We start from the raw sequence: 15,740 nt of genomic DNA, 5'->3' as shown, positions 1-15,740 counted from the left end.
GAGCGCGGGGCGCTCACTGGGCCACCTGGGTGATCTCGTAGGGAACCGGCGACTGGCCGGCGTGAGGGTGCTCAGCACCGGCGTAAACGTGCAGCTTCTTGAACTGCGCGCGGCCGAGGCTGGTGTGGGGAAGCATGCCACGGACGGCCTTCTCAACGGCGCGCTCAGGCGAGTTCGCCATGAGGTCACGGTAGGAGACGGCGGTGAGGCCACCGGGACGCCCGGAGTGGCGGTACGCCATCTTCTGCTCGAGCTTCTTACCGGTCAGAACGACCTTGTCCGCATTGATGATGATGACATTGTCGCCCATGTCCATGTGAGGGGCGAACGTCGGCTTGTGCTTCCCACGGAGAATGTCGGCGACCTTGGCCGCCAGACGGCCGAGGACGACGTCGGTGGCGTCAATGACGTACCACTTCTTGTCCGCGTCCCCGGGCTTGGGTGAATAGGTGCGCACGGGCGTAACCTTCAATTCTTGTCGGTCATGGAGCGTGTGCCTCAGGTTTCTGGGCCTGGCTCTCGATGAAACGGTTCGCGCGAGGCGTCAAAGGCCGCTCGACGGCGAGTGGGAATGCACCGAAGGAGCCGCTGACGCACAGCGTTAGTCAGTTTATCCGCGTGCATCGGGCCGGTCAAAGCCGTCGGCGCACTGTGTCGGATCACTCAGCTCCACGTCGATCAGCCCCGTTGTGCACGCCAGGCTTGTGCGCTTCTTCAGTCCTCCTGGCAGCAGTCCCTGCGTCGCCTGGCCGTCTTCGCCCTCGACGCCCACTGTTCTTCTTCCGGGTAGTGCACATCCTCGAGGGTGAGGCCATGCGCCGGAGCGATCGGGGCCGCCCCTTCGCGGCTGCACTTCTCAAGAAGTTGCGCGGACCAGGACTCGGGTTTTTTTCCCTGGCCGATCGGAAGGTGAGCGCCGACGAGAGAGCGAACCATGGAATGACAAAAAGCATCCGCCTCGACTCGGCATTCGATGATCCCCCCGAGGCGCGTGAACTCGAGGCGCCTGAGAGTGCGGATCGTCGTGGCCCCTTCGCGGGGGCGGCAGTAGGAGAGGAAATCGTGCTCGCCGAGCAGAGCAGCGGCCCCCCGGTTCATCGCCTCAAGGTTCAGGGGCCCGGAAACGCTCAGCACGTCACGCCTGCGCAGCGGATCGGGCGCGCCCTCGCAGATCCGGTAGCAATAGCTCCGCCCGAGGGCGCTGAAGCGAGCGTCGAAGTCGGCACTCACCCTGCTGATTCTCGAGATGACGATGTCGGAGCTTCCACGGGGGATGAGCAGCCCGTGTCTTCTCCCCCATTCGCCGTGGGCTTGGGCAATCAGGGCGTTGAGTCTGCGCGTCAGAGCTGTGCCGATCGCCGCATCATCTTCTCGGTCTGCGCCACGAGGGGCGAAGGCCTGCCAGGCGTCGAGCGGAATGTCGACGTGCGCGACCTGGCGGCGTGCATGCACCCCAGCATCGGTGCGTCCCGCGACGGTGAGCACGAGGGGCATTCGGGCGACGAGGGCGAGGGCAGTTTCGATTTCTCCTTGCACTGTGCGAAGTCCGGGTTGGGCCGCCCAGCCATGAAAGTCCGTGCCATCGTAGGCAAGGTCGACGCGCACCCGGATTGTTTCGGCTTTCTCAGGGAGGTTCACAGTTCCCATGCTCGTACTCCCCCGATGATTCCCGCGTCGTTGGGAACGATGATGACATCCTCGCCGAGTTTGGCCCGGTGCCCTGCCGTGATGCGTTTCGAGTTGCCGCCGCCGAGGTAGAGTCTGTCCCACATGTACATGGGCCGCAGTCCGTCGACTATCCGGCGGACGCGTCGAGACCAGTGGGTATCTCCCAGACGCAGACGTTCATGCTCGCCGATGTAGTCGTCGTAGGTCAGCCCCCAGCGCACGAAGCCTTGGGAGACTTCGATGTGGGGCGCGAGTACGCCCCCGTCGAATACGGCGTTGCCCAGGCCAGTGCCCAGGGTGATGATCATTTCGAGGCCGGTGCCGGTCACGACTCCGGCTCCGGCGACTTCGGCGTCGTTGAGGACTTTTGTCGGCAGGTCGAGGGCGCGGCCGAGGGCGCGGCCCATATCGAAGAATCGCCATTCCTCGACGAGTTCGGGAAGGATCTTCGATCGCGGACCCGATCGCGTGATGTAGTGGGGGGTCGCGACGACAACCCCGTGGCGGATCATGCCGGGCATTCCCATTGTGACCCGGTCTGCATGGGGCAGCCGTGCCGCGAGATCAACCGCGGTCTGGACGAGGAGCGCAGGTGGGAGCGGATAGGGCGTCGGTGTGCGCAGCGGCGGGGCGATCATGGTGCCGTGCGAGTCGAGGACGGAGGCCTTGATCCCTCCGCCACCGCAGTCGATCGCGAGGGTCATCTCTTCGGACATGACTCTCACTTTATCCGCACACGGTGCTTCGGCTCATTGGGGCCTGTTATTCGCAGCAAGCGGATGCTTCTCGCCTGGAGGAGGCGGAGGAATGCGCGAGGCAAGACAGCAAGGTGAGGAAAGTGCAGGCAGATGCAAAAGGACGTAGCGGGAGAAGCAAGAAGGCGCAGGACGCACGGGAAGATGCGAAGAATGGTTCAGGCACAGGCCTGAGGGACGCGGAAGGCGAAGCAGGGACGCACGGGGCAAGGCAACAAGGTGCGGGGCACACCAGCAAGGCGCGGCAGGCACAGGCAAAAGCGGAGGAAAGCGCGCAAAAACACAGAGAAAAGCGCGGGCAGAGGCAAAGCGAAGTATCGAGGAAAAAAACGGGGGCCGGTGATCCAAAGGATCACCGGCCCCCGCACTCGTGACGCGCATGCGTCTCAAGTGTCACTCAGCTTCAGGCGCCTCAGCCTCGGTCGACTCAACCTTGGCGGCCTCGTCCTTAGCGGGCTCTTCAGCCTTCTCAGCGGCCTTGGCGACAGTCGCCTCGGCAGCCTTCACGACAGCCTTCTTCTCGACCTTCTCGAGGACGATCTCGATGCGCACGAGAGGAGCGTTGTCACCCTTGCGGTTACCAACGCGGATCAGACGGGTGTAGCCGCCATTGCGCTCCGGGTCGAGTTCCGGAACGATCTCGTCGAAGAGCATGTACACGGCTTCCTTCGAGGTGATCTTCTTGGCGACGGTTCGGCGGGCGTGCAGGTCGCCGCGCTTGGCCTTCGTCACGAGCTTCTCGAAGTAGGGCTGAAGGACCTTGGCCTTCGCCTCAGTGGTGGTCAGAGCGCGGTGTTCGATGAGCTGGGTCGCGAGGTTCGCGAGAATCAGCTTCTGGTGCGCCGGGCTGCCGCCCAGGCGGGCGCCCTTCTTGGGAGTGGGCATTTCGTCTCCTACGAATTATTCGCGTCCATCGGACGCATGCTGTGGGTCAGATGGACTGTTCGTCGCTGAACTGGATCGATCCGGAGTCGGAGTCACCGAAGTTAGGCATGACCGAATCCTTCAGGGTCATACCGAGCCCGGCGAGCGCTTCCTTGATCTCCTCAATCGACTTCGTGCCGAAGTTGCGGATGTCGAGCAGGTCGGCCTCGGAGTGGGCGACGAGCTCACCGACGGTGAGGATTCCGCGACGACGCAGCGCATTGTACGAACGCGACTGCAGGTTGAGGCTCTCGATCGGCAGGGCCAGGTCGGCGGCGAGGGTCGCGTCGGTGGTCGACGGTCCGACCTCGATGCCTTCGGCTTCCTCGTTGAGCTCGCGCATGAGGCCGAAGAGCTCGACGAGAGTCTTGCCTGCGGATGCGAGGGCGTCACGCGGAGTGATCGCGGGCTTCGTTTCGACGTCGATGACGAGGCGGTCGAAGTCGGTGCGCTGCTCGACACGAGTCGCCTCGACCTTGTAGGTCACCTTGACGACGGGCGAGTAGATCGAATCGATCGGAATCCGCGAGATCTCAGCCTGCGGGTCCTTGTTCTGAGCGGCGGACACGTAGCCGCGACCGCGCTCGACGGTCAGCTCGATTTCGAGCTTGCCCTTCTCGTTCAGGGTCGCGAGGGTGAGTTCCGGATTGTGGATCTCAACCCCTGCCGGCGGGGTGATGTCGCCCGCGGTGACGGCACCCGGGCCGGCCTTGCGCAGGTACATCACGACCGGCTCGTCGTTCTCGGAGGAGAGGACGATCTGCTTGATGTTGAGGATGATCTCGGCGACATCCTCCTTCACGCCCTCGATCGTGCGGAACTCGTGGGCGACGCCATCAATACGGATGGACGTGACCGCGGCGCCGGGAATCGACGAGAGGAGGGTGCGACGCAGGGAGTTACCGAGCGTGTAGCCGAAACCGGGCTCGAGGGGTTCGAGCGTGAAGCGCGAGCGGAATTCGCTGACCTTGTCCTCGGTGAGGATTGGTCGCTCTGCAATGAGCACGTCTTGGTCCTTTCTTCCCGGCGCCCACCATATGACGCCGGAGTGTGGTTCCCGCAGGAGCGGGCAAGGGAGTGTGAGCGGCCTGAGGCTCGCTCAGACGTGGGGATGGTTCCTCATCGACGAGGACGAGGCTCCGTCCCGGCGCGACAGATCAGACGCGGCGACGCTTCGGAGGACGAGCGCCATTGTGGGCCTGGGGGGTGACGTCCTGGATCGAACCGACTTCGAGGCCTGCGGCCTGCAGGGAGCGGATCGCGGTCTCACGGCCGGAGCCGGGACCCTTGACGAAGACGTCGACCTTCTTCATGCCGTGCTCTTGGGCGCGACGGGCCGCAGCCTCGGCCGCGAGCTGGGCGGCGAAGGGGGTGGACTTGCGCGAGCCCTTGAAGCCGACCTGGCCGGAGGAGGCCCAGGCGATGACGGCACCGGTCGTGTCGGTGAGGGAGACGATGGTGTTGTTGAACGTCGACTTGATGTACGCGTGCCCGTGGGTGACGTTCTTGGAGATCTTCCGGCGCGGCTTACGAGAAGCACCGGAGCGCGAGGTCTTTGCAGCTGCCATGTTGCTTTACTGTTCCTTCTTCAGTCGTGTGTGGGGTCTCGTGCGCAGGTGCGACGAGCCCTCAGGCCTTACTTGGCCTTCTTCTTGCCTGCGACGGTGCGCTTCGGGCCCTTACGGGTGCGAGCATTGGTCTTGGTGCGCTGTCCGTGGACCGGCAGGCCACGACGGTGACGAAGTCCTTGGTAGGAACCGATTTCAATCTTGCGGCGAATATCGGCCTGAACCTCGCGGCGCAGGTCGCCCTCGACCTTGAAGTTGTTGTCGATGTATTCGCGAAGCTTGACGAGATCCTCTTCGGTGGCGTCCTTCACGCGCAGGTCGGGGCTGATGCCCGTGGCTGCGAGGGTCTCGGCGGCGCGGGTGCGGCCCACGCCGTAGATGTAGGTAAGCGCGATCTCCAGTCGCTTTTCGCGGGGGAGGTCGACACCGGCAATACGTGCCATGTTGTTGGTGCTCCAGTTGTTCCTCGGAGGTCGTCATCGCTTCTTCCGAATGAGCCATTCGGCCCCGGCCTCCGAACCGGGGGTCGCCTTTCGGCGGATGAAACGATGCTGTCGGGCAATTCGCCCGGGGTCAGCGATGCGCTGGGCTCAGCCCTGGCGCTGCTTGTGCCTGGGGTTGTCGCAGATGACCATGACGTTGCCGTGGCGACGAATCACCTTGCACTTGTCACAGATCTTCTTGACACTCGGCTTGACCTTCATGGTGGTTCCTCCACCGCCCGAGGGCGGTCAGTGTCGGTTCTTACTTGTATCGGTAGACGATACGGCCTCGTGAGAGGTCGTAGGGGCTCAGCTCGACGACGACCCGATCCTCAGGAAGGATTCGGATGTAGTGCTGTCGCATCTTCCCCGCGATGTGGCCGAGCACAACGTGACCGTTTGCCAGCTCCACGCGGAACATCGCATTAGGCAGAGCCTCAACGACTGTGCCTTCCATTTCGATGACGCCGTCTTTCTTCGCCATATCCTCCGTCTGTCCTCTACGTTCATCGGATGAATCACAGCCCTAGGGCCGCGGGACATGTGCAGCATGTACGGCAAGGGCCAACATGCGACACGCCCGAGGATCTACAATACGACAAAAGCGCTTGATTCTGGTAGTTGGAGGCACTGTCGACTGCCTCACTCGGGATGCGTGCCTGCTTCACTCGGGAATGGACGGCTTTTCACTCGGCGCTCGACGCCTGCCTCACGCGACGCTCGACACCTGTTTCGCTGACGGGCAGCGCCCCTCGGTCCATTGACGAGGCCGATTCACCTCGCACGAGAAGAGCCGCGAGACCAGAGCTCGGGAGACCTGAGGACCGGGCGCCCTGAGAACCCGCGAACGTGAAAGAGCGGGAGAAAAAGAACGCGAAAGGCGACAGAGCGGGGACCAAAAGGAACCTGAACGCGAGAAAGCGCGAACAGACGATCCCAAAGGCGAAACAGCCGGACCCAAAATGCCAGAACGCGAAAGAGCGGGGATCAAAAGAGCGCGAGGACAGAAGAAAAGAGAGGCCGAACGCGAGAGAGCCGAAAGTGCGTTGACGGGCGGTGAAGCCACCGACTCCCTCGGCTATTCCCCCTCGCCTTCGACTACACCCCGCCCGCGGGCGTGCTTCTCGCCCTCGGCGATAGCCCGCCTGCGCCTGTACCGTAACCGCCGCCGCTATTGAAACCGCCGCTGGAGATCCCCCGCGCCTGCGGCTGTACCGGGTAGCGTGTCGGTTCGTGGTGATGTCCTGCGGGCGATCCCCCGCCCTCGGGTGTCCCCCCTGAAACTCGCGAAGCCCGAAGGACGCCTCATCTGTCTCGTCGGCCACCGCTTCCGCTCTTACCACCCCACGCTAGGGTGTCACCTCACAGTTCTACCGGCACAACTCCAAAAGGTGCGAGACCCGCCTTGCCGAAATCTGGGGCGGTGAGAACCGAAATCCCCTCCGAGAGGATCGCGACGGTGTGCTCCCAATGAGCGGCATCAGAACCATCACAGGTACGAACAGTCCACTCATCATCCTCGGTGAACGTCTCAATTCCACCCGCAGTGAGCATCGGCTCGACGGCGAGCACCATGCCAGGCTTGAGTTTCGCTGAGATTCCACGTGCGTTGTAGTTGAGGATCTCCGGCTCTTGATGCATCGCAGTGCCAATGCCGTGCCCCGTGTACTCCTCAATGATGCCGGCCTCCCAGCCGAGCTCATCAGCGTTGAGCGCAACCACGTCCTCAACGGCTGCGCCGACCGCTGAGACGCGCCTCGCACCCTCAAGGTTTGCAAGTGCGGCCCAAAGGGATTCGCGGGTCACAGCATCGAGTTCTCTGCGACGCCGAATACGTTCATCGCTCAGACCACCAGGCGCAGCCCCCATAGCACGCTTGCCTTGGGCGAACTCCTCATCGGGGATCCACTCATCGCCGACGATCATGGAAAAGGCGGCATCCCCGTGCCACTCGCGCCCGTTGCGCGACACCCACGCGCCACAGTCGAAGCTCACGAGATCGCCTTCTTCGAGTGTGCGATCCCCAGGGATACCGTGAACAACGACGTCGTTGATGGAAATGCACACGGTCGCCGGGTATCCCGCGTAGTTCAAGAAGTTCGATGTCGCGCCTGCTCGCCTGATGGCCTGCGCAGAGACCGCATCGAGCTCGCGAGTCGTGATCCCGGGGCGCGCCGCCTCGCGAAGGCTGCGGTGAATATCGGCGACGACAAGTCCGGCCTCACGCATCCACTTGACCTGTTCGAGGCTCTTAAGCTCGATGCGCCCCATTTCAGCGGCCCAAGCGCGCGTCAAGGACCGTGAAGATCCTTTCGCTCACTTCGTCGATGGAACCAGAACCATCAACCGTCTCAAGCAGATCGAGATCAGCGTAGAAGGAGGCGACGGGCTCGGTCTGTTCACGGTAGACCTCGAGGCGGTGACGCATCACCGGTTCGCTGTCGTCAGCCCGGTGCTGCTCTTCGGCGCGCTTGAGCATGCGGGCGACAACCTCGTCCTCGTCAACTTGGATTTCGAGAACCACCCCGATGTGCGTGCCCAGTTCCTCACAGAAGTCAGCGAGGACCCGAGCCTGTTCAACATTGCGCGGGTAGCCGTCAAGGAGGAAACCCTGGGTCGCGTCAGGAGCCGAAAGGCGTGCCTTCACCATCGCGTTCGTCACCGAATCGGGGACGAACTCTCCCCGATCCATGTACGACTTGGCCTGTTTGCCGATCTCCGTGCCCTCAGCCATGTTGGAACGGAAAATCTCGCCGGTAGAGATCACGGGGATTGAAAGGCGCTCGCCAATGCGGACGGCCTGAGTTCCTTTACCAGCTCCGGGGGGGCCGAGAAGAATGACTGCGCTCATCGGAGGAATCCTTCGTAGTGGTGCTGTTGGAGCTGCGTGTTGATCTCCTTCACCGTTTGGAGGCCGACTCCCACGATAATGAGGAGGGTCGTTCCACCGAAAGGCATCTGAGAGGCGCTCAGCTTCAGGGGGATGATCAGGAGCGAGGGCAGCAGGGCAATCACCACGAGGTAGAGCGAGCCTGCGGTCGTGATCCTGTTGATGACGTAGGAGAGGAACTCCGCGGTCGGACGTCCGGCACGGTAGCCGGGGATGAACCCTCCGTAGCGCTTCATATTGTCGGCAACTTCCTCAGGGTTGAAAGTGATCGACGTGTAGAAGAACGCGAAGAAGAGGATGAAAAGGGAATAGACGCTGAGGTAGACCCAGTCGCCCTGGTGCAGGTGCGTAGAAATCCATTGGACCCAGGCGTCAGTCGGCTCACCGAACTGGGCGACCATCGCAGGAAGGGCAAGGATCGAAGAGGCAAAGATGACGGGGATAACGCCCGACATGTTGATCTTGAGCGGAATGTAGGTGGTGGTTCCGCCGTATTGACGTCGACCGATCATGCGCTTCGCGTACTGGACCGGGATGCGACGCTGAGCCTGCTCGACGTACACCACCGCGAGGGTCACGGCCAGCAGGAGTAGAAGGATCACGAGGACGGAGCCCCACTTGCCGGATTGTCCGATCGCGAGCATCTGCGAGGGCAGGCGCGCGATGATCGAGGTGAAGATCAGGAGCGACATGCCGTTGCCAATGCCGCGTTCGGTGATGAGTTCGCCGAGCCACATGACGACGGCTGTACCGGCCATCATGACGATCACCATGATGAGGAACATCCACCAGGAGTCTTCGGCGATTACCTTCTCGGAGCAGCCAGAGAACATGCGGCCCGTGCGCGCGAGTGTCAGGGTCGTTGTTGCTTGGAGGATGCCGAGGAAGATTGTGAGGTAGCGAGTGTATTGGGTGAGCTTGGCCTGACCGGTCTGTCCTTCGTGGTGAAGGTCGTCGAATCGGGGGATCACCACTCGCAGGAGCTGAACGATGATCGACGCTGTGATGTAGGGCATGATGCCCAGAGCGAAGACTGAAAGCTGCAGGAGCGCCCCACCGGAGAACAGGTTCACGAGGTCGAGCAGATTCGCTTCCGACTCCTGCGAGAGGCAGCTTTGAATCGCCTTGGAGTCAACGCCGGGTGTCGGGATGTACGAGCCGAGGCGGAACATCGCCATAATGAACAGCGTGAACAGCAGCTTGCGGCGAAGATCGGGAGTGCGGAACGCCTGTGCGAATGCACTGAGCACAGCTTTCCTCCTACTGGTGATTGATGGGCCGACAATTCGGCCTTTGCAACCGTGCCAGACTACCGGAATTTTCGGTCATCACATGCATGGTTTCTTATGTGCGAGGACAAGGTCCCCGCTTGGAACAGAGGGGAGATGACGAAAGGGGGTGGTCCGGATCGATGTCCGAACCACCCCCGATCCATTGTCAGCGAGCGGAAATAGTTCCGCCGGCCGCCTGAATCTTCTCGGCGGCTGAGGCCGACCAGGCGTCGACCTCGACCTCGAGCTTGACGGTGAGTTCACCGGAGCCGAGCACCTTGACCGGCGCGTTGTCACGCACCGCGTGCTTGGCGATGAGGTCCTCGACCGTCACCTTGCCGCCCTCGGGGAAAAGTTCCGCGAGCTTGGCCACATTGACGACCTGGTATTCCACTCGGAACGGGTTCTTGAACCCGCGGAGCTTGGGCAGGCGCATGTGAATCGGCATCTGGCCGCCTTCGAAACCGGCCGAAACCTGGTAGCGGGCCTTCGTGCCCTTCGTACCACGTCCAGCGGTCTTACCCTTGGAGCCCTCGCCTCGACCGACACGGGTCTTAGCGGTCTTGGCGCCGGGGGCCGGGCGGAGGTGGTGCAGCTTCACGATCTGCACCTTCTCGCCTTGTGCGGTCTTCGAGTCCGCCATGGTCAGTCGACCTCCTCAACGGTGACCAGGTGACGCACCGTGCGCACCGCACCGAGGACGGTGTCGGTGGACTCACGGACGACGCTCTGGCCGATCTTGCGCAGCCCGAGGGTGCGCAGGGTGTCCTTCATGTTCTGCTTGGCGCCGATCGTCGACTTGGTCTGCGTGATCTTGATTTTCGCCATCACTCACTCACCCCCGCGGAGGCCTTCTCAGCCTCGGCCTGCTCGGCGGCGGCGCGCTTTTCAGCTTCGCCCTCCGCGCGGGCGCGGAGCATTGACGCCGGGGCGACGCGCTCGAGCGAGAGGCCGCGACGGGCCGCAACGGCCTCGGGCTGCTCGAGCTGCTTGAGCGCATCGACCGTGGCGTGGACGATGTTGATCGCATTCGCCGATCCGAGGGACTTGGTGAGCACGTCGTGCACGCCCGCGGCCTCAAGGACCGCGCGCACCGGACCGCCGGCAATAACGCCGGTTCCCGGGGCGGCCGGACGAAGGAGGACGACGCCTGCGGCGGCGCGACCTTCGACCAGGTGGGTGATGGTGCGGCGGACCATCGGGACGCGAATGAAGTTCTTCTTCGCTTCCTCGACGCCCTTGGAAATGGCCTGGGGAACTTCCTTGGCCTTTCCGTAGCCGACGCCGACCGTGCCTTCACCATCGCCCACGACGACCAGGGCGGTGAAGGAGAAACGGCGTCCACCCTTCACGACCTTGGACACGCGGTTGATGGTGACAACGCGCTCGATGTATTCGTTCTTGTCATTGCCACGACGGTTGTCGCGGTCGTTGCCGCGTCCGTTGCGGCGGTCGCGACGCTCGCCGTCGCCCGAACGCTCAGAGCCTTCCTGACCGTTCCTGCTTCGCTGCGGTGCAGCCATCAGTTGATCTCTCTTTCCTTCGATCCGGTCACAGCTCGAGGCCGCCCTCACGGGCGGCTTCGGCGACGGCCGCGACGCGGCCGAAGTACTTGTTGCCACCACGGTCGAAGACGACGGCGGTGATGCCGGCAGCCTTCGCACGCTCCGCAACCAGGGCGCCGACCTTGCGGGCCTTTTCGGTCTTCGTGCCTACCTCCTTGACGAGGGCGGCTTCGATGTCCGAAGCGGAGACCAGGGTGTGACCGATGGTGTCGTCGATCACCTGGGCAACGATGTGGCGGTTCGAACGGGTCACGACCAGGCGGGGACGCGCAGGCGTGCCGTTGACCTTCTTGCGCAGGCGAAGATGACGACGCTTGCGAGCGACGAACTTGCCCTTGCCCTTGACTGTGTACGCCATCACTTACCAGCCTTTCCGACCTTGCGACGGATCGTTTCACCCACGTAGTGGATGCCCTTGCCCTTGTAGGGCTCCGGCTTCTTCAGCTTGCGGATGCGAGCCGCCGTTTCACCGACGAGCTGCTTGTCGATGCCGTGGACCGTGAACTTGGTCTGTGATTCGACGGTGAACTCGATGCCCTCAGCGGGCTCAATGATGACGGGGTGCGAGAAGCCGAGGGCGAACTCGAGGTTCTTACCCTTGGCGACCACGCGGTAACCGGTGCCCGTGATCTCGAGGGACTTCTTGTAGCCCTCGGTCACGCCGACGATCATGTTCGCAATGAGGGTTCGGGTCAGGCCGTGGAGGGAACGCGAGGCGCGTTCGTCATCCGGGCGGGACACGAGGATTTGGCCCTCTTCGAGTGCGACCGTAATCGGCGCGGGGATGGTGTGGGACAGCTCGCCCTTCTTGCCCTTCACTGTGACGAGAGGACCGTCAATGGTGACGTCCACGCCCGCCGGAACGGTGATGGGGGTTTTACCGATACGCGACATTGTTCAGCCTCCTGTTCACCAGATGTAGGCGAGGACTTCCCCACCCACACCCTTGTCGGCTGCCTGGCGGTCGGTCAGCAGGCCAGAGGACGTGGACAGGATCGCCACGCCGAGGCCGCCGCGGACCTTGGGCAGGTTGGTGGACTTGGCATACACGCGCAGACCGGGCTTAGAAACGCGCTGCAGACCCTTGATTGCCGATTCGCGGTGCGAACCGTACTTGAGGGTCAGGGTGAGGGTCTTGCCCACGCGGGCATCCTCGACGGAGGTCGAGGCGAGGTAGCCCTCCTCGACCAGCATGTTCGCGATCGCGTTCTTGAGCTTCGAGTACGGCATGGAGACCGTGTCGTGGTGCGCGCGGTTCGCATTGCGCAGACGCGTCAGCATGTCTGCGATGGGATCGGTCATTGTCATTGGGGATTGACCCCTTCCTCGTCGCGGTTTCTCCGGAGTCCGGGACCTGCGACGTCAGATTCTTACCAGCTGCTCTTGGTGACGCCGGGGAGTTCGCCACGCAGGGCGAGCTCGCGCAGGCACACGCGGCACAGGCCGAACTTGCGGTACACGGAGCGGGGACGGCCGCAGCGGTTGCACCGGGTGTAGCCGCGAACGCCGAACTTCGGGGCGCGGGCGGCCTTGATCTTCAGGGACGTCTTCGCCATGAGATCAGTCCTCCTTGAAGGGGAAGCCGAGGTGACGCAGAAGGGCGCGGCCCTCTTCGTCCGTGTTGGCCGAAGTCACGACCGTGATGTCCATGCCGCGAACGCGGTCGATGGAGTCCTGATCGATCTCGTGGAACATGGACTGTTCCGTGAGACCGAAGGTGTAGTTGCCGTGGCCGTCGAACTGCTTGGCCGAGAGGCCGCGGAAGTCACGGATTCGGGGCAGAGCGGTCGAGAGGAGACGATCGAGGAACTCCCACATGCGGTCGCCGCGAAGCGTGACGTGCGCACCAATGGGCTGGCCTTCGCGGAGCTTGAACTGCGCGATGGACTTCTTCGCCTTGGTGGTCACGGGCTTCTGGCCGGTGATCACGGTGAGGTCGCGGATCGCGCCCTCGAGGGCCTTCGAATCGCGAGCGGCCTCGCCGACGCCCATGTTGACGACGATCTTGGTGAGGCCACCGACCTGCATGATGTTCTCGTGCTTGAACTCTGCACGAAGAGCATCACGGATTTCGGAGAGGTACTTTTCCTTGAGACGCGGGGCCATGCTCAGATCTCCTTGCCCTGCTCGATGCCGCGGGCCACGCCACCGCGCGTCACGCGGACGCGGACCTTGCGGGTGCGGCCATCGCGCTCGACGACATCCTCACGGAAGCCGACGCGCACGCGCTGCTTGGTGTCGGGGTCGACGAGGGCGACCTTGGCGAGCGAGATCGGGGCCTCAACGGTCTCGATGCCGCCGGCCTGGTTCTGGCCCTGACGAACGTGACGGGTCTTGAGGTTGACGCCCTCGACGAGGACGGTGCCCTCAGCCGGGAATACCTTGATGACGCGTCCCTGCTTGCCTTTATCGCCGGGCTTGAGGGGCTCGAGGCCCTCGGCGGCGCGACGCGCATTACGCTCGGCGAGCTTCTTCTCGTCGGACGAGCGGCCACGCACGACCTCGACGAGATCGCCCTTACGGATCTTGGCTGCCATCAGATCACCTCCGGGGCGAGCGAGACGATTCGCATGAACTTCTTGTCGCGCAGTTCGCGGCCCACGGGGCCGAAGATGCGCGTGCCACGGGGTTCACCGTTCGCGTTGATGATGACGGCCGCGTTCTCGTCGAAACGGATGTAGGAGCCGTCTGCGCGACGGGTCTCCTTGCGGGCGCGGACGACGACTGCCTTGACGACGTCGCCCTTCTTGACGGAACCGCCGGGAATGGCGTCCTTGACAGTGGCGACGATGGTGTCGCCGATTCCCGCGTAGCGGCGAGAAGAACCACCGAGCACACGGATGGTCAGGATCTCCTTGGCCCCCGTGTTGTCGGCGACCTTCAGTCGCGACTCCTGCTGGATCATTTTCTATTGACTCCTGTCGTCGAGCCGGTTCTCTTGGGAGCATTACTTCCCGCGAGCCTTGCCGAACGTGCATTGAACTGTTGCGCATCGGATTCCGACAACAGCGCGAACGCACCACAGACAGGTGTCATGATGTTGCTCGCTCGCACTATCGACGCGGGTACAGTGCACCCGCGTCATGCAACCCTCCAACAATACCTCCTCACTCAGCCGCACGGAAATGCGGATTCGGATGATTTGACACACGAATTCGGGGCAAAATGGGCGTTTTTGGGCCCGAGCACGAGGTCGGAGTGCTGTGTGAGCCTGTCGGGGTCCTTGTGTGGGTGGCTTGGAGCCGTCCCGCGTCGGCATGAGCCTAGGACAGTTCTCAGGTTTCTTGTGTGGGTGGATTGGAGGGTCTTGTGTGGGTGGATTGGAGGGTTAGGGGAGCTTGTCAAGGTGCTTGTGTAAGCGGATTGGTGAGTTCGGGGTTGTGAAGCGCCGCGCTGCTTTCCATTTCTGAGCACTTTGAGCCCCGAACACGATCTCGGTGCAAGCCCCGCCCTCGAACCGACGCCAACATCGCAAGCTGGGGCGAAAACACACCCCCTACACCGACTCCAACACCCTCGTAAAGACCCGAAACACAATCTCGACGTAAGCCCCGCTCTCGAAGCAGCACCGAGATCACAAGCAGGGGAACAAAGCCACCCCCTACACCGACTTCAACACCCTCGTAAAGACCCGAAACACAATCTCGACGTAAGCCCCGCCCTCGAAACAGCACCGAGATTACAAGCAGGCGAGCAAACACACCCCCTCCACCGACTCCAACACCCACGTAAAGACCCGAAACACAATCTCGACGCAAGCCCCGCCCTCGAAGCAGCGCCGAAATCACAAGCAGGGGAACAAACCCCTCCCCTCCACCGACTCCGACACCCTCGTAAAGACCCGAAACACAATCTCACGCCGGATCCCACCCTCGAAACAGCACCGAAATCACAAGCAGGGGAACAAACCCCTTCCCTCCACCAACTCCAACACCCACGTAACGACCCGAAACACAATCTCGACGTAAGCCCCGCTCTCGAAGCAGCACCGAGATCACAAGCAGGGAAACACACCCCTCCCCTCCACCGACTCCAACACCCTCGTAAAGACCCGAAACACAATCTCGACGTAAGCCCCGCTCTCGAAACAGCACCGAGATCACAAGAGGGGAAGAAAACGCGCTCCCCAACACCCGTTCCTACACCCCAGACACAATCTCAGGAAGGAGGTCGCCCCCGCACTAACGCCGAAATCACAAGCAGGGACGAAAACCCCTCCCCTCCACCAACTCCGACACCCTCGCAAAGACCCGAAACACAATCTCGACGCAGACCCCACCCCTAAACCAACGCCAAGATCACAAGCAGGGGAACAAACCCACCCCCTCCACCAACTCCAACACCCACGTAACGACCCGAAACACAATCTCGCGCTGTCTCCCACCCTCGAACCGATGCCGAGATCACAACCAGGGGAGAAAACCCACTCCCTCCACCGACTCCGACACCCTCGTAAAGACCCGAAACACAATCTCGACGCAACCCCGCCCCCGAACCAACGCCGAAATCGCAAAGTGGGTCGAGGTCTTTCCGAGGGCGCGCCGCATCATCGCTTTCTTCTCAAGGGCACGCCCCACCATCTCGCCCTTTCCCCAGCGAATACGAAACGGGCCCGGC

The 15,740-nt window shown here is 62.7% G+C and carries 22 protein-coding genes; all 22 read right to left on the bottom strand.

The genetic code is table 11. From position 1 onward, the window contains the following. Nucleotides 1-13: 13 nt before the first annotated feature. The 22 genes from rplM to rplN all read right to left on the bottom strand — a co-directional run bounded on the left by rplM (nucleotide 14) and on the right by rplN (nucleotide 14,028). On the bottom strand, nucleotides 14-457 hold the full coding sequence (gene rplM / locus FFA61_RS01610) for a 50S ribosomal protein L13 (protein WP_040313531.1): 444 nt from the start codon (nucleotides 455-457) through the stop codon (nucleotides 14-16). 257 nt (nucleotides 458-714) lie between these two features. Further along, nucleotides 715-1,647, bottom strand: a complete 933-nt coding sequence (gene truA, locus FFA61_RS01605; protein ID WP_005962212.1) for a tRNA pseudouridine(38-40) synthase TruA — start codon at nucleotides 1,645-1,647, stop codon at nucleotides 715-717. After that, nucleotides 1,635-2,384 carry an ROK family protein gene (locus FFA61_RS01600; protein ID WP_005962213.1) on the bottom strand — a complete coding sequence of 250 codons (750 nt, stop codon included), beginning with the start codon at nucleotides 2,382-2,384 and terminating at the stop codon, nucleotides 1,635-1,637. Before FFA61_RS01600 ends, truA begins: the two co-directional genes overlap by 13 nt. Before the next feature lie 432 nt (nucleotides 2,385-2,816). Further along, complete coding sequence (gene rplQ / locus FFA61_RS01595; protein ID WP_005962215.1) at nucleotides 2,817-3,308, bottom strand: 50S ribosomal protein L17; 492 nt, start codon at nucleotides 3,306-3,308, stop codon at nucleotides 2,817-2,819. A gap of 46 nt (nucleotides 3,309-3,354) precedes the next feature. Further along, nucleotides 3,355-4,353 (bottom strand): DNA-directed RNA polymerase subunit alpha, encoded by a 999-nt coding sequence (locus tag FFA61_RS01590; RefSeq protein ID WP_005962216.1) that lies wholly within the window; start codon nucleotides 4,351-4,353, stop codon nucleotides 3,355-3,357. A 151-nt stretch (nucleotides 4,354-4,504) separates the two neighbouring features. Then, the gene (rpsK, locus tag FFA61_RS01585; RefSeq protein ID WP_005962218.1) at nucleotides 4,505-4,915 is read right to left on the bottom strand and encodes a 30S ribosomal protein S11; all 411 of its coding nucleotides are present in this window, start codon (nucleotides 4,913-4,915) and stop codon (nucleotides 4,505-4,507) included. A 68-nt stretch (nucleotides 4,916-4,983) separates the two neighbouring features. After that, entirely contained in the window at nucleotides 4,984-5,358 is a 375-nt protein-coding gene (gene rpsM / locus FFA61_RS01580; RefSeq protein ID WP_005962219.1) for a 30S ribosomal protein S13, read from the bottom strand. 147 nt (nucleotides 5,359-5,505) lie between these two features. Beyond that, nucleotides 5,506-5,619, bottom strand: a complete 114-nt coding sequence (gene rpmJ, locus FFA61_RS01575) for a 50S ribosomal protein L36 (protein ID WP_003790577.1) — start codon at nucleotides 5,617-5,619, stop codon at nucleotides 5,506-5,508. A 40-nt stretch (nucleotides 5,620-5,659) separates the two neighbouring features. Further along, nucleotides 5,660-5,881, bottom strand: coding sequence for a translation initiation factor IF-1 (gene infA, locus FFA61_RS01570; protein ID WP_005962220.1), 222 nt, complete (start codon nucleotides 5,879-5,881; stop codon nucleotides 5,660-5,662). An 878-nt stretch (nucleotides 5,882-6,759) separates the two neighbouring features. Beyond that, nucleotides 6,760-7,668, bottom strand: a complete 909-nt coding sequence (locus FFA61_RS01565) for a type I methionyl aminopeptidase (RefSeq protein WP_040313751.1) — start codon at nucleotides 7,666-7,668, stop codon at nucleotides 6,760-6,762. Nucleotide 7,669: 1 nt separating this feature from the next. Continuing rightward, complete coding sequence (locus tag FFA61_RS01560; RefSeq protein WP_005962223.1) at nucleotides 7,670-8,248, bottom strand: adenylate kinase; 579 nt, start codon at nucleotides 8,246-8,248, stop codon at nucleotides 7,670-7,672. After that, nucleotides 8,245-9,537, bottom strand: a complete 1,293-nt coding sequence (gene secY, locus FFA61_RS01555) for a preprotein translocase subunit SecY (protein ID WP_005962224.1) — start codon at nucleotides 9,535-9,537, stop codon at nucleotides 8,245-8,247. Before secY ends, FFA61_RS01560 begins: the two co-directional genes overlap by 4 nt. Nucleotides 9,538-9,724: 187 nt before the next feature. Then, complete coding sequence (rplO, locus tag FFA61_RS01550) at nucleotides 9,725-10,201, bottom strand: 50S ribosomal protein L15 (protein ID WP_005962225.1); 477 nt, start codon at nucleotides 10,199-10,201, stop codon at nucleotides 9,725-9,727. A 2-nt stretch (nucleotides 10,202-10,203) separates the two neighbouring features. Further along, nucleotides 10,204-10,386 carry a 50S ribosomal protein L30 gene (gene rpmD / locus FFA61_RS01545; RefSeq protein ID WP_040313533.1) on the bottom strand — a complete coding sequence of 61 codons (183 nt, stop codon included), beginning with the start codon at nucleotides 10,384-10,386 and terminating at the stop codon, nucleotides 10,204-10,206. Continuing rightward, nucleotides 10,386-11,081: a 30S ribosomal protein S5 gene (gene rpsE / locus FFA61_RS01540; RefSeq protein WP_005962227.1), complete on the bottom strand. Its 696-nt coding sequence runs from the start codon at nucleotides 11,079-11,081 to the stop codon at nucleotides 10,386-10,388. Before rpsE ends, rpmD begins: the two co-directional genes overlap by 1 nt. A 28-nt stretch (nucleotides 11,082-11,109) precedes the next feature. Then, nucleotides 11,110-11,481, bottom strand: a complete 372-nt coding sequence (gene rplR / locus FFA61_RS01535; RefSeq protein ID WP_005962228.1) for a 50S ribosomal protein L18 — start codon at nucleotides 11,479-11,481, stop codon at nucleotides 11,110-11,112. Next, nucleotides 11,481-12,017, bottom strand: a complete 537-nt coding sequence (gene rplF / locus FFA61_RS01530) for a 50S ribosomal protein L6 (protein ID WP_005962229.1) — start codon at nucleotides 12,015-12,017, stop codon at nucleotides 11,481-11,483. The genes rplR and rplF overlap by 1 nt, the downstream gene beginning before the upstream one ends. Before the next feature lie 15 nt (nucleotides 12,018-12,032). Continuing rightward, on the bottom strand, nucleotides 12,033-12,431 hold the full coding sequence (gene rpsH / locus FFA61_RS01525; RefSeq protein WP_005962230.1) for a 30S ribosomal protein S8: 399 nt from the start codon (nucleotides 12,429-12,431) through the stop codon (nucleotides 12,033-12,035). A gap of 62 nt (nucleotides 12,432-12,493) precedes the next feature. Then, entirely contained in the window at nucleotides 12,494-12,679 is a 186-nt protein-coding gene (locus tag FFA61_RS01520) for a type Z 30S ribosomal protein S14 (protein WP_005962231.1), read from the bottom strand. A gap of 4 nt (nucleotides 12,680-12,683) precedes the next feature. Further along, nucleotides 12,684-13,229, bottom strand: coding sequence for a 50S ribosomal protein L5 (rplE, locus tag FFA61_RS01515; protein ID WP_005962232.1), 546 nt, complete (start codon nucleotides 13,227-13,229; stop codon nucleotides 12,684-12,686). 2 nt (nucleotides 13,230-13,231) lie between these two features. Beyond that, complete coding sequence (gene rplX, locus FFA61_RS01510; protein ID WP_005962233.1) at nucleotides 13,232-13,660, bottom strand: 50S ribosomal protein L24; 429 nt, start codon at nucleotides 13,658-13,660, stop codon at nucleotides 13,232-13,234. Continuing rightward, nucleotides 13,660-14,028, bottom strand: a complete 369-nt coding sequence (rplN, locus tag FFA61_RS01505; protein ID WP_005962234.1) for a 50S ribosomal protein L14 — start codon at nucleotides 14,026-14,028, stop codon at nucleotides 13,660-13,662. The genes rplX and rplN overlap by 1 nt, the downstream gene beginning before the upstream one ends. Nucleotides 14,029-15,740 lie beyond the last annotated feature (1,712 nt).

This window comes from Schaalia cardiffensis F0333 (assembly GCF_005886435.1).
Classification (GTDB): Bacteria; Actinomycetota; Actinomycetes; order Actinomycetales; family Actinomycetaceae; genus Pauljensenia; species Pauljensenia cardiffensis.
Note: the sequence above shows the minus strand (reverse complement) of the source record. Positions and strands in the feature narration are given on the sequence as shown.